Raw genomic sequence first — 21,162 nt, forward strand, 5'->3', positions numbered from 1 at the left:
TAGAGGATCATGCTAGCAACTATGAAAATTACTCTGACCAATGAACAAAAGCAGGAACTAAAAATCCAGCACAGCACAACGCGTGACGGACGAGTTCGTGACCGTATAAAAGCGGTTATTCATGCGAGTAATGGTTGGTGCCCCGAAGAAATTGCAGACGCACTTCTTATTCATGAATCCACTGTTCGACAACATATCAAAGATTACCTAGAGTCGAACAAGCTCAAGCCTGAAAATGGCGGTTCACAAAGCTATCTATCGGCTCGGCAAACCCAAGAGTTGGTTCAGCATCTAACTGAAAATACATACCACCATTCGTCCGAGATTATTGCGTACGTGTTTGAAAGGTTTCAGATTCACTATAGTGTTCCTGGCATGAACAAATGGCTTCATCACAATGGTTTCAGCTACAAGCAGCCGAAAGGCGTTCCACATAAGTTCGATGAGGAAAAACAGCAAGCGTTCATAGAGGCTTATGAAGCACTGAAAGCAAGCTGTGGCGAGGATGAATCGATAGTGTTTATCGATGCCGTTCACCCCACACTGTCAACCAAACTCTCCCATGGTTGGATACGTACAGGTCAAAGTAAAGTTCTGGACACAACAGGTAATCGTAGCCGATTGAACATTGTTGGTGCTCTGAACCTATCAGATATTGGAGCGACCATTGTTAGCGAATACGACAGCATTAACAGTGAAAACATGGTTCGATTTTTCTGCAAACTCAGAGAGAGCTACCCGCTAAATCACAAGCTCCATGTCATCTTAGATGGAGCTGGATATCACCGCAGTGATTTAGTCAGAGATGCGGCATTTGTCCTTAATATTGAACTGCATTATCTCCCACCTTACAGCCCGAATCTTAACCCAATAGAGCGGCTTTGGAAGGTTATGAACGAGAAGTCAAGGAATAACGTTTACTTCAAAAGTAAACGGGATTTCAAGGAAGCCATTACCCAATTCTTTACGGTGACTCTTCCAGAGATTGCAGGCTCGCTGACGTCTCGAATCAATGATAATTTTCAGGTGTTCAAGCCTGCATCTTCAAGTTGATTGGGTATAGAGCCTTTAAATGACCTCGACCTTAACGAGATGGGGGTGTTTGATGTAGAAGGATACGGCGCTATACCGATACCGGGTTTTGATAATCGAAAGGCGGTACAGGATGCGATAGATGATGTTACGAAAAATGGTGGCGGGATAATACAGTTTGGGAAAGGTACGTACGACTTTAACGTAGATAGTACTGAATCCTCTATACCACTTTATGTTCGTAGCTCGAACATAATTATTCGGGGGATGGGAGAGGATACAATACTTAGGCAGTATTACTCGGCCAGAGATCCGGTTAACAAAGGAACTCACAAGCCACATTTTATAAATTTCGAGGGTGAAGTAGAATCCAGTGCAATTTCGAACCCTATTCTTAAAGAAGCCAATGTTGGTAGTTATCAGGTGTTAGTTAACAATGTGTCGGGCTTAGAGGTAGGTAATACTGTTACCATTAATAATATTTCTAAAGATAGAGAAGATCCTTTTGCGTCACTAGATATAATAGAACCACTAAAGCCATATAATATTTGGTCTAATTTTAATCGATATATTGCATTTACACATTTAAACAAAATTAAGTCGCTTGAGGTAATGTCTGAAGGTACGTTGGTTACACTTGAAGCACGCTTACCATTCACTTTTAAGCCAGAATATTTTTCCGACATGCGGTTATCAGAAAAAACACTCAATCATTCTGGTATACAAGATTTGAAAATTTCAATGGTGATGCCTAACGGTTACTACTATGATCACTCATCAGATGAGCCTCTTCAGTATGAAAATGCTGCAATACGATTTTCTAATGTTTCAAATTCTTGGGTTAAAAACGTGACACTGGAGAGCTTTACACAAAATGTAACATTAAGCAGTTCAAATTTTAATGAGATCACAAATGTTAAGTTAACAAGTGTGGGTGGTGGAGGGCATCATGGTATTGGTATATATCAATCTTCACATGCAAACATAATAAAAGATGTACAGCTTGCTGCTTATTTTGTTCATGGGGTATCTTTTAATGGACATTCAAATGGTAACGTTGTTACTCATGCTGTTAATGACCAACTCAAAAATCCAACTATGATCGACTTCCATGGTGGAGGGTTACCATCGTTCAACTTGGTTGAAAGTTCAAAAAATGTATTAGTCAATAGTTCTGGTGCGGTTCAAAACATGCCTCATGCTGGAACTAGAAATACATTTTGGAACATAGAGACATCTGGAGGGGAGTTTTTTTCAGCTAGTTCTGGTTGGAATAGTACCTCAAATACTGTCTACGAATCTAATGGTTTCGATCATTTTAAGCTCCATCCCAAGTCAATTCTTGTCGGATTGAGTTCACCATTATTTTCTACAATGATAAATAAAAAAGAATCTTCGCATGATAGTCAATGGTATTATATTGATAGTTTGAACGAAGGTTCAGTATTGCCATTATCCTTGTTCGAATATCAAAAAAAAATTGCCATGGATGTTGATTAGTTACTTTTCATGAGATAGCTGGCTTTGTTGCGTAATTCGATGGAACTAAATCAGGAAGTTACGATCTGATCGGCTACATTCATCAATCCTCGTAGCCTCATGCCGAAACCTCGTTGTAAAACAACTAACTGGAAACAGTACAACAAAGCCCTAATCAACCGTGGCTCACTTACTTTCTGGATTGATGAAGAGACCATAAGAGAGTGGACGCAAAGTAGACAGAATAAGCGAGGTAGGCCTCGTCGATTCAGTGAGTTAGCCATTACTACAGCACTCATGGTAAAACGCGTTTTCTCTATGCCATTGAGAGCGTTGCAAGGTTTTCTAGACTCCGTATTTAAGCTGGCTAAGATACCGCTTGAATGTCCGCATTACACCTGTATAAGCCGTCGAGCTAAGGACGTTGAGGTTTCATTTAAAACCAAAACCAGAGGTGTGATACAGCATCTGGCCATCGATGCCACTGGTCTCAAGGTTTATGGCGAAGGTGAATGGAAGATCAAAAAGCATGGAACTGATGGGAAGCGCAGAGTCTGGCGTAAGCTACATTTAGCAGTAGATACCAGCACCCACGAAATAGTTGCAGCAGAGCTGAGTTTATCTAACGTTACAGATGCCGAAGTGCTTCCCAACCTACTCAAGCAAACACGTCGTAAAATTATTGAAATATCGGGTGATGGTGCTTATGACACAAGACATTGCCATGATGCAATACGTATAAAGCGAGCGGTTCCGCTCATTCCGCCAAGGGAAGGAGCAGCCTTCTGGGAACAAGGACACCCTCGCAATCTGGCGGTAGGTTGCCAGAAGCTGTACGGCTCCAACAAGAACTGGAAAAAGCGGCATGGTTATCACAAGCGCTCGCTATCAGAGACAGCAATGCATCGAGTGAAACAGTTGTTGGGTGGTAAACTCAGTCTCCGAAATTACAACGCTCAGGTTGGCGAGACTTACGCAATGATTAAAGCGCTGAACAAGATTACAGGACTTGGTATGCCTAACTCAGACACGACTTCTACAAACTGAGGACCTACACCTAACATAGTTTTCTCTTTGGGCAAAAGCTTATTAAATATCAGTTCCAAAGCACCTAAAGATCCATTAGTAAAGGTTAATTGCTCAGGCTTAGCTCCTACATAACGTGCAGTGTTGATGTCTAATAAGTAGACATTAACATAACGGCTTGTGCATACATTTCGTAAGATGAATGGATACCTAGCTTTCCGTCGCTTAGTTGGATGTCAATATCTCTGTGTTGACCATTGAGAACGCCTTTAATAATGAAAGGATCGTTGAGATGGGAAACAGATATCCCGTCTTGATAAAACACGTGGATAATCTGATTAGCGGGAGGAGGAGGTGTGTGGACACACGCCCCAGCAGTTGGAACAAGTAGAAATTCTGTTACTTTAAGTCCTTCTATTGAAAGGGGGGCAATAAACCCCGCGATCGATTGCACTTTGCCGATAACTTTTTGGTTGATTGTACGCCCCGAGGTTGAGGTTTCTCGTACCATTGCTTCCGCCTGAGAGATATACTCCTGGATATCAATGTTTTCTTTACGTAACAGGGCTTCCGCATCTTCAACCCTCTTAGGCTTTTGAGTCAAAAAAGTGCTTTGATGTAGGCGATAATTCACAACTAGTTGTAACTCAATTTGTAGCTCTGGTCTTACACGATCAATATCTCGTTCATCAACATTCAACGAATGCCTATCGATTAGATCAGACCAATTTAGGGTAGGTTTGGCATCCGTAATTAAACCCAGACCGGCCAAACTTATCATGAGAAGATTCAACGGTAGCATCGTGATCCTCCTGCAAAAATTATACTAATGTTACGATTGCGGTGGATCAAACGCTCTCGGCTCCAACTTTAGATCCTCGATAGTTGTGCCTTTGTCTTGTATTGGGAAACGGATAGGCTTTCCTGGAAATACCTTCTGGACCTTGGAGTCACTGACCACAACAACCCCATTAACTAAGACGTAAGGTATTCCTGTTGTTGGTAAAGCACCCTCTCCGATTTGATAAGTTGCATTATCCGTCACCGTTTCAGGGTTGAAGATGACAATATCTGCATCCTTGCCATTTTGTAGGCGACCTTTATTAGAAAACTGCCTTATTCCTCCTAACTCCTCAAAATACTTGGCATGCAAATAACTCATTTTCGATATTGCCTCCATCAAAGGCATGATGTTCTCTTCTCGAACCATCCTCAGTACTTTGCCTCGTGTTCCAGCAGCTCGCGGGTGAGCGGATTTACCCTCGTAGGGCTCACCCCAACTGTAATACTCCCCGTTTTCATTGAGCATTGGCATACCATCAGAGACAATGACGACATCGGGCATAGCTAACCATTTGCCAATATCCTCCACCTTGTTGTTAAATATTAATATTGGCGCTCCAGGGTTGTTTTTTCTAATGTCATCATACATATCCTTAGTCCAACGAGTACCGTCGAGGCTAGATACGTCTTCGTAGGTAATTCCCATGTTTGGCATGTTTTCTTCTAAGATAATATCTGTTGAGGCCATGGTGGAGCCAGCGGCATAAGGGTACACCTCTCCCCAAACTTTTGCCCCTTTCTCTCTAGCTGTGTTGATCATAGGAATGCTGTATTCCCAATCTTGAATACTGTTGTGGTGTGCGACCATAAAAGGGGAGTCAAGCACAAGGGCATTGGCTAGCATTTCTTGGATACCTAGCAACCCGCCATTGGGAGGTCTGACTCCAGCAAAACGAGTATGAGCATTAGATAAGCGTCCGTACATCCCTGCGAGTTCTTGATATTTGAACAGCTCGTAATGCGTTAGCCCCGTTGTCATATACCCCACTGGAATCCCCACACCCAGAGCTCCTTGTCTCAGTCCCTCGTCAACTAGGGTAAAAATGTCTTCCATTTGTGACTTATTCGCCAAGGTAGCCGACCATCCTGGCTTACGCCCCTCTTTTTGAGCTTTCAGCCCAGCTGCGTTCAGCAGTATGCTGAACATGTCACCCGCATCGTTTCCAAGATCGGCGACTTCACTGCCATCTAGTACAGACATTCGAGCTAAACCCACGTTCAAGACCGTACCATAATTGGTTTGAGTTTTGCCTTCAGCGTCATCGTAAAACTGCACTATGTCTCGAACACCAGCTTCAAAGTCCATCATGGTAGTTAAGCCATCTCGAAGCGCTAACTTTCTGCCGAAAGGGTCTGTTGCATGGTGATGACCCTCTATAAAACCAGGTGCCACGACATGGTCAGTTGCATCTATAGTGGTTTTCCCGTTGATCAATTTGTCGGTTATGATTGCAATTTTGCCATCTTTGACGCCAATGTTTCTGATGTCGTCGAAGTTTGTTTCTGGATCCATAACACGCCCATTGTTAATGACCACGTCATATTGGATATCACTAGCATGTGCTATGGTTATTAAAAGAGGTAAGCAAAGACTCACAAGCAAAGCAGAAAAAGGTTGTTCTTTAAAACGAATCATAGTTTGTAGCTCCGGAACATGCAGCGCTTCAGAATTTTAGTTTTAGTGACATTGAGCATAGACCAACTATGGGTAACCTTCGACTTGAACGCCAGTACACATTTCTGATCGGTGGTGAAACTTTGGCACAAAGTGACCTATTAAAATCGGTTGGATAGTGTAAATTGGGCGGATTTTTTACTATATTTTTCAATCCTGCGGCATCTTAAGACCATGAACAACGGTGTGCTTGCAAGATACTCTATTTCTGGAAGATAACTGATTTATGATCGAAACTCTCGTTCCCCCTTTACTGTCCTTTACGATTGCAATCTCCCTTTTGTTTATAGGTAAAGCACTTATTGAGCGATCTGATACACTGCAAAGGTACTCGTTGCCTGAACCAGTGATCGGTGGTTTTGTATGTGCAGCGACGGTCGCTGTGCTCTACTATTTCTTCAACATTCAAATTACCTTTAGTTTGGATGTAAGAGATTTTTTGCTTCTCTATTTTTTTGCGGGTATTGGCCTACAAGCCGATTTTAAGACATTGATCAATGGTGGTCGCCCATTGTTCATTCTTCTCCTTTTAGCAGCAAGCTTCATTGTTATTCAAAATATGGTAGGCATGGCAGTTGCTATGGGGTACGGCTTAGATGCTAAAGCTGGCCTCCTCTCCGGCTCTATAAGCTTGATTGGTGGAGTTGGGACCACGCTCGCTTGGGCACCGACGTTTGTTGAAGAGTTCGGAATCAGTAATGCGATGGAGCTGGGCGTGGCTTCAAATACCGTGGGCTTGATAGCAGCCTGTGTCATCGGTGGCCCGATAGCAAACTATCTGATGAAAAGACACCGCATTAGCCCGTCAAATCAACTGGACGTTTCTGTGGGTTCTTACCATGAGAGCGAAGCACGTGCAGAGCTTAGTCACTATGGTGTCTTGTGGGCGTGGCTTGTATTGAACGTTACGCTTATGATTGGCTATAGCGTGAGTGAAGCAATTGAGGCAGTGGGGTTGAAGCTACCACTGTTTGTGAGCTGTTTGATTGCTGGTATTTTCGTCGGCAATATTGGTCGTGCGCTTTTCAAAGAACGTCGGACTCAAGAAAAAATTGAACAAGGACGTAAGGGTCTTGCGATGATTTCCGATATCTGTCTGGGAATGTTCCTGACGATGGCACTAATGGGATTGCGTATATGGGATCTAGATGGTCTATTTGCTTACATCTCGACAATTATGGCAATCCAAATACTCGTTTCACTGGTCTTTACCATTCTTGCTGTCTATTATTTGATGGGTCGTAACTACGATTCGGTTGTTATTTGTTCCGGTTTTGGTGGTATCACACTAGGCTCGACTGCGACGGCGATAGTAAATATGACGGCGGTGACGAATCGTTATGGTGCTAGTCCTCAAGCGTTTATAGTCGTGCCTCTGGTGTGTGGTTTTTTTGTCGACCTCATTAATGCAATAGTTATAAGTTACTTTGTCAGTTTATAAAGAGATCTACTCTGACTATATTAATTTGAATTCATAAATATTAGATCAGATGTTAATTATAACGAGTGAAAGAAAAAAATGTCTAAAGCCGAGAAATCATCGAGAAAGTTAAGTTTCATTATTGTTGCGGTTATTGTTTGTGTTTGGCTCTATAGTTTATGGGCGGATCGCGTTACACCTATGACCGGGATCGCCCGGGTCCACTCTTATCTTGTGCGCGTTGCACCTGAAGTATCGGGCAATATCACTGCGGTTAACTCTCTCAACAACCAAGTTGTTGAAGTAGGTGATACGCTATTTGAAATTGATGATCGTAACTATCAGGTAAGTCTCCGCTCGGCTGAAGCAAATTTGGCACTAGCAGGGCAGAATATTGGTGCGAGTACCGCTGCGGTTGAGGTAGCGCAAGCGAAAGTGACTGATGCGGTTGCTGCGCGAGATAACGCTCGAGATCAGGCGGCTCGTGTCACTGAGTTGGCAGGAAAGGGGGTGCTTAGCCAATCTGATCTTGACAATGCGATAGAGGCTAAGGATAGGGCACAGGCAAACCTGCATGCTGCTGAAGCATCTTTAACCCAAGCCAAACAAGCGTTGGGACCAGAGGGTAATGATAACCCACAGATCTTGGCTGCATTAGCTGCACTAGAGCAAGCGCAGCTCAATCTGCAAAAAACCAAGGTTCTGGCACCATCAAAAGGGATTGTGACTAACTTACAATTGACAGTCGGTCAACGAGCATCCGCAGGATCGCCAGTGTTAACCTTTATCGACCCTCGTGGAGTGTGGATTGCCGCACAGTTTAGAGAGAACTCGCTCGAGCATGTGAAAGTCGGGCAAACAGTGAAAATCGTTCTAGATGCACTCCCAGGGCGTGTGTTAGTGGGTAAGGTCGATAGCATTGGTTGGGGCACGGGAGGCAGTAATAGCATCGATCAAGCAACAGGTTTTCTTAATGCTGAGAGTAACTCACTGAATGCTCAGCGTTATCCTGTCAATATCGTGTTTGACAGTGATGATGTACCACATAATGTTCGTTTTGGTTCTCAAGCAACCGTTGCAATCATGACTGGACAAAGTAGCTTTGGAGAGTTACTTGCGGGGTTTTGGATGCGTGTCTTGAGTGTGTGGACTTATGTTTCATAGTGCCGCGAACCCAGTTATCCGTTTAGTCTTTATCCCACTTGCTCTGCTTTTTTACCTCATAAACAGTGGTGTTAGTCTTGCGGTACTATCGCCTATCTTCGTAGTTATGTTTATGACGATTATGCCGTCGCGTCCACCTATTAGTACATTATTAAAGGTGATGGCCGCTATGTTGGTGATCAGTTTTGGTATGGTGCTGTTTGGTGGCGTTCTTGTAGATTCTCCAACAGGCTTTTGGTTGTACAGTTGGTTATTGATTTATTGGGGCTACTCTCGTAGTCATCGTGACCCTAAAGATATCATTGCAACCCTTACCCTCATCGTAGTTGTCGTGATGGTGGTTTTCAATAAACAGATGAACATCCCCTTAGGTGTTTTGCCATTAATGCTGTTTGAAAAGCTAGTAGTCGCAATTGTGGTGACCTATTTGGGTTTCTGGGTTTTCCCCGGTGAGGATAAGGAAATTCTTGCAGAGCAAGGAGTGAGCGAAGCGGACGAGACTACGGGAGATAACGTTGTAGTTATTTTGAAAGCAACGGCACTAACCATTGTATTAGCACTACTGATAGGGATAAATGCCTCTCAAACCATGTTGATTGCCATAACTATCAGTAACATGATAAAAAGCAGGAACAGTGATGACCATCGAACATTTAGCATAAACAAATTGGTGACGACAATGATTGGCATTCTATTCACCATACCGATTGTGCTGTTGATGATGGCGGGCGTTCCAGATTTAGTATTGTTTGGAGTTGCTTTAGTGTGCGGTTTGCAATTGGCGTGCTTTGCTATACGACATAAAACAACGCTATCCATTTATCAGTTGCTTTTTACTAACTTTGTTGCTTTGGCATATCAGATTCTGAGTCATCCCGGATATGACTCTTTAACTGCACAGTTGATGCGTTTACTTTCGATAATTTGTGCTATTGTTATTGGCGCTCTTATTTTGGGCTTTACGCATAACGAGAAGGTGCTACTAGTAAACAAAACGCGAGTTCGTTGAACTAATGTTTTGTTTTAGTGTTACGATGGCTTTGATGTGAGGTCTCGCTCCGCTCGCACCATACATCGCTTACGGACAATTGTGTCAAGACAATGAACGTTCCAATGCCAGTGCCACTGTTGGTGTGAGGTATTACTTGTTAAGTAGCTTGTCCATCAATGCCGAGTACCAGTATTTTCAAGTGCTCAACAGTGGTTCTGGCTTATTTATAAGCTCTCCGGGCAACGATGATAGCGCTCAGCTTTTTACCGTGATGGCGAGTTTTTCTTTTTAGTATTAGTGAGAGAATGCCAAAGTTTCATCATTTGTATGGTAGTCCCCTTGAGCGAAGCGCGTTATTAAAGTGATGCTTTTTCTAGGTATCAAATGAAACGGCTATCAGCACGCTTCCTCCTTCATTATCTCAATACCCTAAAGCCAGCACATTACGCCAGGCGAGTTCAATGTCTTCATCATACAATGGGTCATGTACTGTTACGGTCGCTAAAAGGCTATCTACCCACATGTCGAGCTCATTTTCAGAAATATCCAACCTCATCTCTTTATGTTTTGTGGCCAATTTTCTGATGGCTTCACGTATGGAAGTAGTCGTGGACGCATTCTGTATCAGAACCAAAGACGCTTTGAGCATACGTGCTTGTTTCTCTACGTCGACTCCATCAAAACGTTCTAAGAAACGTGGGTTTGCATCGGCTTTGTTGCTTAAATCGATGGAACTAAATCAATAAGCTACGATCTGATCGGCGACACGCATCAACCCTTGTAGCCTCATGCCGAAACCTCGTTACAAAACAACTAACTGGAAGCTGTACATAAAGCCCTAATCAGTCGTGGTTCTCTAACCTTTTGGATTGATGAGGAAACGATAGCTGAGTGGAAGCTAAACAAGGTAAGCGTGGTAGACCACGCCGATTTAGCGACTGAGCCATTACTACGGCACTGATGGGCTCTGTTGCATAAATCGAATTCAAGGCGCAATCCTTATAAAACGACTGATTTTCAAACAATATACTGAGTTAATGAGATGGTACGTCCCTCTCTACAGCTAAACTTGAACTGGTTTAGTCTTTAAAGGAAAGTGCCATGAATAACTCTCACATTATCGGAATCGATTTAGGTAAAAACTCTTTTCACTTGGTCAGTCATGACCAGTATGGACATCAATTATTTAAAAAGAAACTCACCCGTCAAAAACTTCTAGAATTTTTATCTGTTCATGAACCTGTAATCATAGCAATGGAATCATGTGGAGGCTCTCATTGGTTAGCTAGGAAGTGTGATGAGTTCGGCCACACAGCCAAACTAATTCCTCCTCAGTATGTGAAGCCATACGTTAAAACTAATAAAAATGATTTCAATGATGCCGATGCTATAGCGGAGGCAGCTTCGCGGCCAACAATGAGGTTTTCTTCGGCAAAAACTGAAACAGCTCAAATAGTCTCTACTATCCGAAAAATACGCAGCGGTTATATTAGAGAACGCACCGCTTGTATGAACCGAATCGGATCTATTCTTCTTGAATTCGGAATAAACTTTCCCAAAGGACACGCTTGTATGAAAAGCTTGTTTCAATGGTTAGTGGACAAAAATCAACAGCTCCCACCTCTAATTATTTTTGAATTGAGTGAGCTGCATGAACACTATCTCAACCTCAATAAACGTATAGATTCACAAGCGGATAAGGTCGAAAAAATTCTCGCCGACAATGAACAAATGAAGCAATTACAGAGTGTTCCTGGCATTGGTCCTGTTATCGCGAGCGCTTGTATATCAACTGTTGGTAATCCAAATGACTTTAAAAACGGAAGGAATTTTGCTGCATGGATAGGGCTTGTTCCTATTCAATACTCTACAGGAGGAAAATCAACGCTCCTTGGGATATCAAAACGAGGAAATAAGGAACTGAGAACGCTATTTATCCATGCTGCAAGATCAATCTTATGGAGAGATAAGTCGAGCGAGAAATACTTTGGCTCATGGTTAGTTGAGCTTAAGAAACGAAAACCCTTTAACGTAGCTGTGGTAGCACTAGCTAATAAGATAGCCCGCATAGCATGGGCAGTATTAGTCAATAAAAAGTCTTTTGAAATAAGAACATAATCGAATTTGCAATGAGAGTAAAAGATGACACAACGGTTAGACCACCAGACTGAAGACCTGTTGCCTGAAACAGCAACTTAATATGCTTTTGAGTTTGTGAGGACAGTCTGGCGCACACCTCATCATAGAGCTGAGGCTAATTGAAAGTCTCTAATAGACTCTGAATATATTTGCGCAAATCAGCTCGTTATTTAGAACTCTAGTTGCAATAACGGGACGTACCATATATTCAGGCATACCTAGCCTAGTGAGTTTGTTCAACGCTTTGATCATGGCGTAAGTCTCTCCAACTTGAGCATTGTAGTTTCGCAAGCTTAATGAAGCGCCTAAAAGTTGCTTCACTCGGTGCATAGCTGTCTCTGACAGTGAGCGTTTGTGGTAGCCGTATTTCTGCTTCCATTTCTTGTTTGAACCGTAGAGTTTCTGACGGCCTACAGCTAAGTTCCTAGGGTGCCCTTTCTCCCAAAATACCGCGCCATTACGTGGGGGGATCAAAGGTGTGGCCTTCTTGCGACTGATAGCTTGATAACACTCTCTTGTATCATAAGCACCATCACCTGATATTGCGTTGATAGTGCGGCGTGTTTGCTGCAGAAGATTTGGCAGCACTTCTCCATCTGTCACACCAGATAAACTCAACTCTGCAGCGACGATCTCATGAGTTGAGGTATCGACGGCTAGGTGAAGCTTGCGCCACACTCTTCGCTTGCCATCGGTACCATGCTTCTTGACTTTCCATTCACCCTCGCCATAAACCTTGAGGCCCGTTGCATCAATGGCTAGGTGTTGTATTGTGCCGCGAGTAGAGGTTTTAAATGAGATCTCAACATCCTTCGCTCGGCGACTGATGCAGGTATAATGGGGACATACCAATGGAACATCGGCCAACCTAAACACTGAGTCTATAAAGCCCTGAAGTGGTCTTAAGGGCATCGAGAATACGCGTTTCACCATAAGAGCCGTGGTGATAGCGAGATCACTAAATGTACGAGGCCTACCGCGCTTTCCTTGCTTTGGTTGCTTCCAGTCTCTTATCGCTTCCTCGTCGATCCAAAATGTGAGGGAGCCTCTGTTAATCAATGAACTGTTGTACTGGCGCCAGTTTTTGGTTTTGAAGTAGGGTTTAGGCATGAAACGATGTTAACGAGTGGATTTCACTGATCTGATCGTAAGATTCTGATTTAGTTCACTCGAATTGCGCAACAAAGCCGCTCTAAGATCGTCGAGTTGAGCGTGTTTCTCACTTCGACGCTTGGCTCTTCTTCCTGAAAACCAAACGATTGAGAAGGTAATCGCCCAGACAGTCAACGGAACGAGTACTAAAGCTCCGCCTACATAGTAGATTAAGAAAAGGAACAACAATGCAAATGGAACATCAATCAAACCAGATAGTAACCCGCCTGAATATATATCCTTGATCTTAGATATTGACTCCAATCCATTCTGAACCCCTCCAACCTTTAGCTTTTTAATCTCTGCGGTTGGTGAGCTTGCGAGCACGCGAACCGCCGAGGCATAGCGAGCCTTTTCCATATTCGAGGACTCTGCCGCCAGTATCCAACTTCGTGCAAAACGCAAAAATGCGTCGAGAAGCACGGCAACAGTGGCGCCAAACAGCAAAAGCGTCGCGGTACCATAGCTTTGGTTTGGAATAATGCGGTCATAGATCTGCAAAACAGTTAGTGGAACCGCTAGGGAAAGAATGTTGATCAGTATCGAGGGTATAAGGACTTTCCTTATACCTGATAGGCCTGCTGAAAGTGTCGTCTCCATACGTAATCCACTTATGAACCATATGAATTAAGATTCGGACAGAAATCGCGAACTTTCAAATAGTAACGAAGGAAAATGTTGTCTAACGGAATTGTATTTTTGAAGTTGAAGATTTGAGTCTTATATCGAGGATTAATTTGAACGTGAGGATGAGAAAAGTTCTATTTTTAAACAAGGGCGCTCAATTTACAGGGAATGTAATGAAAATCTCGAAAAGGTCGTTTCCAATCCATGTTCATATCGTCACTATCATTATATTCGTTGTTGCTATTGCATCTGGAACGCAGATGGCACTCAGTAACAAAGCGATGTCAGAGGTGATTTTTAAGGCCAATAGTAAGATATTTGAACGAATAGCTGAGCAAACTAAGTACCAATTAAGTAGTCACTACAGCACAGCTCATTTAAGAGAGGAATATCAACGGTGCCTCGCATTTTTAACTTAATCCTAATGCTTTTGCCGACACATAAAGCGGCTATTGGTAATCTGAACCACGTTTGTCGAAACTTGCTTTCATAGGCTTCAGGTCTTAACGCCTCTCCTCTGAGCCCGGTAATAAGGAAACATCGTGAGTAAACCAATGCTGCACTTCGAAGTGGTCAATAACGAAACCCAATCACTTAAGCTCCACATTATTCTAGAAAACAGCACGGAGTCTCAGCTCCATGATTTTGTTTTGTGTTTTGATATGCCGCGATTTTTAGATAAAGGCAAAGTTGTCAATGGTATTGTGAAAAGCCAAGTTGGCTCTCATATTGAACTTGCTCCATTTGAGGGAATGAGCTTGGCCGTCGGAGAAAGTTGGACAGTAACGATTGAGAGCAATACCAGCGGGCTGTTTAATCTGTCAGAAAGACCTAACGGACCTTACTTGAAAGTCGGTAAGGAGTTCATCGAGGTAGCTGTTGGTAGCCATAGCATGCCACAGCCTGAAGCGCTTGAACTGAACGCTCAACCAATGCCAGCACCAAAAGCTGGTGTGATTCCTCAGCCCAACCAAGTAGTTGCGAAGCAAGGCACATTTATTTGGCAAAATTCGGTGTCGATCAATGTGGCGAATGAAGTCTCTCACAATGCGATCTCTTGGCTGACACAACAGTTTAGTGATACCCAGTTTGAACAGACTAACGCTAATCCTCTGGTTTCTTTTGTTGAGTCAAAGCAATTAGCAGAAGAGGCTTATCAACTAACCATCAGCGAGGAGTCTGTAAAGATAGAGGCGTCAAGCTCTAGCGGCTTTCTTTATGGCGCTGTGACGCTAGCTCAATTAGTGGTAACAGGACGAGATACAGTTGATTGTGTGGTGATTACAGATGCGCCTCAATACTCTTACCGAGGTCAGTTTCTTGATTGTGCTCGCTCATTTCACGACATCGATACGGTCAAGTCTGTCATTGACCAGATGGTTTGGCTAAAGCTCAATACCTTCCATTGGCATCTAACCGATGATGAAGCATGGAGAATGGAAATTGACGCCTATCCGATGCTTACCAATTTAGGTGCATGGCGCGGAGAGGGCGAGATTCAGCCTCCGCAGTTTGGGTCTGGTTCGAATCGATATGGCGGCTTCTTTACTAAAGCGCAAATAGCAGAAGTGGTTGAGTATGCGAAGGCGCGAGAGATCACTGTCATTCCTGAGGTCGATATACCAGGACATGCGCGTGCTCTCATTATGGCGCTACCTCACTTGCTGATTGAGAAAGAAGATACTTCTGACTATGTTTCGATTCAGCAATATCAAGATAACGTTCTCAACCCGGGCCTGCCAGCGACTTACGAAGTACTCGAAACTATTCTTGATGAGGTGTGTGAGATGTTCCCTTCGGAGGTGATTCATTTGGGTGGGGATGAGGTACCTGCTCATGTCTGGGAGCAATCTCCAGCCTGTATTCAGAAAGCCAAGGAGCTAGAGTTTGAAGATGTTAGACAACTTGAAGGACACTTGATTTCGCATCTAGAGCGATACCTAGCAGATAAAGGCAGACGAATTGCAGTTTGGGAGGAAGCGAGTCACGGCAACAAAATTACCAACAATGCGACGGTTTGTGCATGGTCAAATAGTGCAGAGGGACAAAAAGCCGCAAAAGCGGGGTACCCCGTTATTATGTGCCCTGCTCAAGCTACTTACCTAGACATGGCTTGGAATAAAGACATCAATGAAACGGGTGTATTGTGGGCGGGCACGATTGATCTTAAAACCGCCTATCAGTTTGAGCCATCCAACATTGAGAGCAGCCAGCAAGTGATAGGGACGCAAGCGTTAGTTTGGACTGAGTTTGTGAAAGATAAACAAACACTAGAGTTTTTGTTATATCCAAGATTGTTTGCTGTCGCTGAAGTTGCCTGGACATCGACACAAAATAAAGATTGGCCGCATTTCTTGCCTAGGGTTTCCGCCCAGCTCTCTTATCTAGAGAGTAAAGGAATCAACTATCGTAGGGGTTAATTTGTTGATTTAAAGCCAGCTTGATATCAGTTGGCTTTCATTTTCCGCTATATGTCGATCTACAAAAGATCGGCATTGCAAGAAACTCATTCTTAAAATACTCTACAATGCTGCGTTAATTTTACCGCACTAGCTACGTCCGTAGTTTCCACAAGTTAAAAGGTAAAATATGAACTATCCAACGACACTTCCAGGAACACACAAAGCGGTACTTAATCGAATTATCGAAGCTCTATCCGCTGATTCTCGCCTTTGCGGTATTGCAGCAAGCGGTTCGTATGGCTCGAACAAAATGGATGAGTACAGCGACCTCGATTTGGTTATCGCGATTCACCCAAATGATTATCAGGAAGTCTTCGAACAGCGTTTTGAGATTGTGAGTCAGATAGAAGGCTATACCGCAGGCTTCTCTGGTGAACATGTGGGCGAACCAAGATTGATCGTTTCTATCTTCGCACCGGATGCAATCCACGTTGATTTCAAATTCGTCTCACTGGCAGATGCCGCGAATCGAGTAGACGACTGTGCGGTGCTTTGGGAGAAAGGGACAATGCTAACCGATGCATTTGCGACAGCTGTACCCGCCTATCCGCAACCAGACCCGCAATGGATTGAAGACCGTTTTTGGATTTGGACTCACTATGCCGCAACAAAAATTGCTCGTGGTGAGTATTTTGAAACTCTTGAGTTTCTCTCATTCTTGCGTCAACACGTTTTATCGCCATTAGCGCTCAAGCAGGCAGGGCTTACTCCATCTGGTGTGCGCACGATTGAAAAGCGACTTCCTGAGTTTGCCGAAAAACTGGCTAAAACGGTCGCAACAGTAGAGAAGCAGTCTTTGATCTCAGCGGTTAAGCAATGTGTCTCTCTTTACTTAGAGTTACGAGACAACGAAGTCGTCGAGCGTAACGACAGAGCTCAAGAACTTTGCTATCAGTATTTTCAAGATAAGTTTGGTCACTAAAAAGTAAAAATCCGCCTTCTAAGAAGGCGGATTTTTACTGACGCATGAATGCGCGTTTAGTGGTTAACCGAAGACGAGAAAATATTGATGATCATCGTCCCAATGAGGATAAAACCAATCCCCACAATCGCGTAGATATCGAGTTTCTGACCATAAACCAGCCAAGAAATACCCGCCACCAATACAACGCCAGCACCACACCAGATCGCGTAGGCGATTCCTAGTGAAAGGGTTTGCACTGCTACGGCGAGTAAATAAAAAGCGAGCCCATAACCCACTAAGACCGCAAGTGTTGGTACGACAGCGGTAAACTGTTGAGTTTTAGGAAGCCAAGATGTGGCAAATACCTCAAGCCCTATTGCGATGGCAAGAGCGAGGTAGGGAGGGATTGATAGCATGTTTAGAGCCCAGAGTATGAATATTGGTCGGCAAGATAGCACACGTTTGTTTCAACTTGTTGGTTTAGGATCGCCTAATCAGTAACGAATTTTCTAGTTGGTTATAGTGATAACAAAAATTTATTAAATAAATAATTATTGATAATTTAACTTAATTCATAATTCTCCATATACTCTCCTCATCGACGCAAGGTCTGACACAAACAACACGAATTGGGGTAACAAATTATGAAAATGAATCACGTAGGCATCATGGTTGGTGACATGGACAAAGCGGTAGAGTTTTACACTAAAGCGCTTGGTCTAAAAATCGTTATGAACAACACAAAGGTTATCGAAGAGCGTGAAACAGCGATTGGTAGAATGTGTATCGCAGTATTTGGTGAAGGGTTTAAAGGTTTCAACATCGCTCACCTAGTAACGACAGATGGTATCGGTGTAGAACTGTTCGAAATGAAAGAGCGTCAAGAGCGCCATGAAGTGGACTTCTCTCGCCTAGGTATCTTCCACTTCTGTCTACAAACAGACGATTTTGCCGGTGCGATTGCACGTACTGAAGAGTTTGGCGGTAAAGTACGTATGGATATCATGCGCTACCACCCAGAAGATGACAGCAAACCAGCGAAAATGGTGTACCTAGAAGACCCGTTTGGTAACTTGTTTGAACTGTACTCGCACACATACGAAGAAACTTACGCGTCTGATTACGAGTAATTAACAAGCGAAAGCGTTAGAAAAGGTTGGCATTGCGCCAACCTTTTTTCGTTCTGAACATATCGACTGAAGAGCTCTCAATAGAAGGTTTCTTAAGTTGATTATGCGAGGTGAGCTCGGATTGCAGCGATCTATTAGATTACCGTATAGATAGGCACCTTTAATTCATCGCCTTAGCTCAAGAAACAACAAGTTACCTATATGTATCAGTCAACCTGATGGTATCTGTTTTCATTGTTCCGACTTTGTTCGATATATTTATTAACAACAGGCGGGGTGATGGAGTATTCGGCTATTCACTACAGATTTTAAGGTGGGGTGGTTACGATGAAAAAATTAACTCAATGTGTACTGGCTGCGTGCTTGATTTCGATGTCTTCATTCTCGTTTGCGAACAACGATGATGTGACTTATGGGGCTTATGTCGGTGAAAAAGAGGTAGTTATACGTGATTATGTGAGTACAAAGGTGAAAACCTGCCTCTATAAAGGAAGTACTGAAATGCCGCTTGAACTAAAGTGGGGGAAAGCGTTGGAGTGTCCGGAGCACATCAAAATCGACGGCAAAATTATTCATGAAGGCGATGGCCTAAATACGTCGGGTTATATCCGTATCTAGTATCAACTTCACTGAGAGTAAAACACCGAGCCTCGCGCTCGGTGTTTGAGAATTTGCCGTGTAGAGTAGATTGAGTTACGCAGTTGCAGGCTCTTGGAGCACTTCGATACTCCCACGGCTAACATCTTGGTCGATGTATGCCATGCCAAGCGTGTCTAAAAAGGCCATTCGATCTGCATTTCGTAAGTCGATCTCTGGAATTGCCAAATTGTTGTCTTGGTATAACTTAGCGATGTGCGCCATATAAGCCTCGCCGTCATGCATCATCAATAAACTCATAGCACCCACGTCAGGTTTTACGCTTGTCTGCTGTTTTTCGTTGAGGTTGACTTGCAATACAATCGGCTCTTCGACCCTTTCAAATCTCATGCTACGTTCACGAACAGTCTGCTGTGCCCAATAATAAGCTAGCTCTTTACTTTGGGTTAGGAATACAGGCTCAACGATTTCTGTGTATTGGTTGCCTATTGTAGCCATGGTGGATTTAGCAACTTCATTTAGCGCCTTATCACCTGAGCGTTTGAGCCCTTGTGCTTGGATTGACGCGACGAGAGCAGAAGAGGTGCCGTGATACCACGTGTTGCTGGTGGCAAATCCGTTATCTGATAGAAGGGCTTTTGCGTCTTGTAGATGTGGGGGAGTTTGAGTGGTCATAGGGCTGCCTCTGTGGTTATTTTTTTGGAGGGTGGGGGTTGGGAGCGCGCTGTGGTTACCCCCTCTAGCTCCCCCTATATAGGGGGAGAACTTCGGCTCGTTACTATCATAACGTCTCTGTTTGTTCCTCCCCTTGAAGCCGGGAGGCTAGGAGGGGTAAAGCTCTTAGTCAAACTGATGCGAAGTATTCAACTCACCCGCCGCTTTCAGCGCGTTCTCACCCGCAAAGTACTCTTTATGATCATCACCGATATCTGAGCCAGACATGTTTTGGTGTTTAACACACGCGATACCTTGACGGATTTCTTGACGCTGAACGTTCTTAACGTAGCCAAGCATGCCTTCATCACCGAAGTACTCTTTCGCTAGGTTATCTGTTGATAGCGCAGCAGTGTGGTACGTTGGTAGTGTGATTAGGTGGTGGAAGATACCTGCTTCACGAGATGCGTCTGCTTGGAACGTACGGATTTTGTCGTCAGCGCGTTTTGATAGTTCAGTTTCGTCATATTCAGCGCTCATTAGGTTTGCGCGGTCGTATGCTGATACATCTTCACCGGCTTCTACCATTGCGTCGTACGCTTGTTGGCGGAAGTTTAGCGTCCAGTTAAATGAAGGCGAGTTGTTGTAAACCAGCTTCGCGTTCGGGTGTACTGCACGTACGCCGTCCATCATCTCTTTGATTTGACCGATGTGTGGCTTCTCAGTTTCAATCCACAGTAGGTCTGCACCTGCGTTTATAGCTTCGATACAGTCAAATACACAGCGGTCTTCACCGGTACCTGAGCGGAACTGATATAGGCCAGAAGGTAGACGCTTCGGACGTACTAGCTTGCCGTCACGGTTAAAGCAAACGTCGCCTTGCTTCATGTCCGCTACATCGATCTCTTCAACATCTAGGTAAGAGTTGTAGATATCGCCTTGGTCGCCAGGCTCTTTCACTACCGCAATTTCTTTGGTTAGGCCAGCGCCTTGTGAGTCAGTACGCGCAACGATGATACCGTTGTCGATGCCAAGCTCAAGGAATGCATAACGCAGTGCGCGTAGTTTCGCGTGGAAGTCAGCGTGAGGTACGGTTACTTTACCGTCTTGGTGACCACATTGTTTCTCATCGGCTACTTGGTTTTCAATCTGTAGACAACAAGCACCCGCTTCAATCATTTTCTTAGCCAGTAGGTAAGTTGCTTCTGCGTTACCAAAACCAGCATCGATATCGGCAACGATTGGCACAACGTGAGTTTGATGGTTGTCGATCTTGTCTTGAATTTGGTCTTGAAGTGCCACATCGCCTGCTTCACGTGCTGCGTCTAGTTCACGGAACAGACCGCCTAGTTCACGTGCATCCGCTTGACGAAGGAAAGTGTAGAGCTCTTCGATAAGGGCTGGAACAGAGGTCTTCTCATGCATTGACTGGTCTGGAAGTGGACCGAAATCAGAGCGCAGCGCCGCAACCATCCAACCTGATAGATACAGGTAGCGTTTGTCTGTCTTGCCACCAAAGTGCTTCTTAATGGAAATCATCTTTTGTTGGCCAATGAAACCGTGCCAGCAACCCAGAGACTGAGTGTACTGAGACTTGTCTGCGTCGTACGCTTCCATGTCAGCACGCATAATATCCGCCGTGTATTGCGCGATATCTAGGCCAGTTTTGAATTTGTTTTGAGCTCGCATGCGAGCAGCAGACTCAGCATCAATGGCATCCCATGGCGTACCTGCAGCGCGTTTTGCAACTTCGATCATTTCGATATCTTGATTAATTTGCGACATAACTATTCCTTAGTTTCACGTTGGATATAGGGTGGCCAGTGGCCTGTAGTATTAACTTGTTGTTATGGACAAATCCTAGCCT

18 protein-coding genes and 1 pseudogene are annotated in these 21,162 nt (G+C 43.9%); 12 read left to right on the forward strand and 7 right to left on the reverse strand.

The features are described from left to right. Positions 1–21 precede the first annotated feature (21 nt). The 3 genes from AC6I8U_RS22190 (at position 22) to AC6I8U_RS22200 (ending at position 3,558) form a co-directional block, all read left to right on the forward strand. On the forward strand, positions 22–1,053 hold the full coding sequence (locus tag AC6I8U_RS22190) for an IS630 family transposase (protein WP_498016718.1): 1,032 nt from the start codon (positions 22–24) through the stop codon (positions 1,051–1,053). Between the two features lie 45 nt (positions 1,054–1,098). Continuing rightward, entirely contained in the window at positions 1,099–2,532 is a 1,434-nt protein-coding gene (locus AC6I8U_RS22195) for a hypothetical protein (RefSeq protein WP_498018560.1), read from the forward strand. A 99-nt stretch (positions 2,533–2,631) separates the two neighbouring features. After that, the gene (locus AC6I8U_RS22200; RefSeq protein ID WP_498018561.1) at positions 2,632–3,558 is read left to right on the forward strand and encodes an IS5 family transposase; all 927 of its coding nucleotides are present in this window, start codon (positions 2,632–2,634) and stop codon (positions 3,556–3,558) included. 130 nt (positions 3,559–3,688) lie between these two features. Here the strand turns inward: AC6I8U_RS22200 and AC6I8U_RS22205 are convergent, their stop codons facing one another. Both AC6I8U_RS22205 and AC6I8U_RS22210 read right to left on the reverse strand, forming a co-directional pair. Continuing rightward, entirely contained in the window at positions 3,689–4,339 is a 651-nt protein-coding gene (locus AC6I8U_RS22205; protein ID WP_498018562.1) for a DUF3299 domain-containing protein, read from the reverse strand. A 30-nt stretch (positions 4,340–4,369) separates the two neighbouring features. Then, a complete protein-coding gene (locus AC6I8U_RS22210; RefSeq protein ID WP_498018563.1) occupies positions 4,370–5,893 on the reverse strand; it encodes an amidohydrolase family protein in 1,524 nt (507 codons plus the stop codon). Between the two features lie 388 nt (positions 5,894–6,281). Here AC6I8U_RS22210 and gltS point away from each other — a divergent pair, with 388 nt between their 5' ends. The 5 genes and pseudogenes from gltS to AC6I8U_RS22235 all read left to right on the forward strand — a co-directional run bounded on the left by gltS (position 6,282) and on the right by AC6I8U_RS22235 (position 11,748). After that, positions 6,282–7,496 carry a sodium/glutamate symporter gene (gene gltS / locus AC6I8U_RS22215; RefSeq protein ID WP_498018564.1) on the forward strand — a complete coding sequence of 405 codons (1,215 nt, stop codon included), beginning with the start codon at positions 6,282–6,284 and terminating at the stop codon, positions 7,494–7,496. A gap of 78 nt (positions 7,497–7,574) precedes the next feature. Beyond that, positions 7,575–8,639 (forward strand): HlyD family secretion protein, encoded by a 1,065-nt coding sequence (locus AC6I8U_RS22220; RefSeq protein ID WP_498018565.1) that lies wholly within the window; start codon positions 7,575–7,577, stop codon positions 8,637–8,639. After that, on the forward strand, positions 8,629–9,648 hold the full coding sequence (locus tag AC6I8U_RS22225; RefSeq protein ID WP_498018566.1) for a DUF2955 domain-containing protein: 1,020 nt from the start codon (positions 8,629–8,631) through the stop codon (positions 9,646–9,648). Before AC6I8U_RS22220 ends, AC6I8U_RS22225 begins: the two co-directional genes overlap by 11 nt. Positions 9,649–10,418: 770 nt before the next feature. Next, positions 10,419–10,569: pseudogene (locus AC6I8U_RS22230) on the forward strand (transposase); the annotation flags it as partial. A 162-nt stretch (positions 10,570–10,731) separates the two neighbouring features. Further along, positions 10,732–11,748: an IS110 family RNA-guided transposase gene (locus AC6I8U_RS22235; protein WP_498018567.1), complete on the forward strand. Its 1,017-nt coding sequence runs from the start codon at positions 10,732–10,734 to the stop codon at positions 11,746–11,748. 150 nt (positions 11,749–11,898) lie between these two features. Here AC6I8U_RS22235 and AC6I8U_RS22240 read toward each other — a convergent pair whose 3' ends face one another. Further along, the gene (locus AC6I8U_RS22240) at positions 11,899–12,879 is read right to left on the reverse strand and encodes an IS5 family transposase (protein WP_498018568.1); all 981 of its coding nucleotides are present in this window, start codon (positions 12,877–12,879) and stop codon (positions 11,899–11,901) included. A 9-nt stretch (positions 12,880–12,888) separates the two neighbouring features. After that, on the reverse strand, positions 12,889–13,521 hold the full coding sequence (locus AC6I8U_RS22245; protein WP_498018569.1) for an ABC transporter transmembrane domain-containing protein: 633 nt from the start codon (positions 13,519–13,521) through the stop codon (positions 12,889–12,891). A gap of 569 nt (positions 13,522–14,090) precedes the next feature. Here AC6I8U_RS22245 and AC6I8U_RS22250 point away from each other — a divergent pair. Continuing rightward, on the forward strand, positions 14,091–15,968 hold the full coding sequence (locus AC6I8U_RS22250; protein WP_498018570.1) for a beta-N-acetylhexosaminidase: 1,878 nt from the start codon (positions 14,091–14,093) through the stop codon (positions 15,966–15,968). A 169-nt stretch (positions 15,969–16,137) separates the two neighbouring features. Then, on the forward strand, positions 16,138–16,932 hold the full coding sequence (locus AC6I8U_RS22255) for a nucleotidyltransferase domain-containing protein (RefSeq protein WP_498018571.1): 795 nt from the start codon (positions 16,138–16,140) through the stop codon (positions 16,930–16,932). Positions 16,933–16,988: 56 nt separating this feature from the next. Here AC6I8U_RS22255 and AC6I8U_RS22260 read toward each other — a convergent pair whose 3' ends face one another. After that, positions 16,989–17,330, reverse strand: a complete 342-nt coding sequence (locus tag AC6I8U_RS22260) for a DMT family transporter (RefSeq protein WP_498018572.1) — start codon at positions 17,328–17,330, stop codon at positions 16,989–16,991. Positions 17,331–17,558: 228 nt separating this feature from the next. Between AC6I8U_RS22260 and AC6I8U_RS22265 the strand changes: the two genes are divergently transcribed. Together AC6I8U_RS22265 and AC6I8U_RS22270 are read left to right on the forward strand one after the other, a co-directional pair. Further along, a complete protein-coding gene (locus tag AC6I8U_RS22265) occupies positions 17,559–18,044 on the forward strand; it encodes a VOC family protein (protein ID WP_042477932.1) in 486 nt (161 codons plus the stop codon). 327 nt (positions 18,045–18,371) lie between these two features. Next, a complete protein-coding gene (locus tag AC6I8U_RS22270; protein ID WP_156111105.1) occupies positions 18,372–18,662 on the forward strand; it encodes a hypothetical protein in 291 nt (96 codons plus the stop codon). A gap of 75 nt (positions 18,663–18,737) precedes the next feature. On the opposite strand, the gene AC6I8U_RS22275 is transcribed toward AC6I8U_RS22270, so the two are convergent. Together AC6I8U_RS22275 and AC6I8U_RS22280 are read right to left on the reverse strand one after the other, a co-directional pair. Further along, positions 18,738–19,316, reverse strand: coding sequence for a hypothetical protein (locus AC6I8U_RS22275; RefSeq protein ID WP_498018573.1), 579 nt, complete (start codon positions 19,314–19,316; stop codon positions 18,738–18,740). A 165-nt stretch (positions 19,317–19,481) separates the two neighbouring features. Then, entirely contained in the window at positions 19,482–21,080 is a 1,599-nt protein-coding gene (locus AC6I8U_RS22280; RefSeq protein ID WP_498018574.1) for an isocitrate lyase, read from the reverse strand. Between the last annotated feature and the right edge of the window lie 82 nt (positions 21,081–21,162).

The sequence above is a fragment of the Vibrio sp. KUL80 genome (assembly GCF_059725495.1).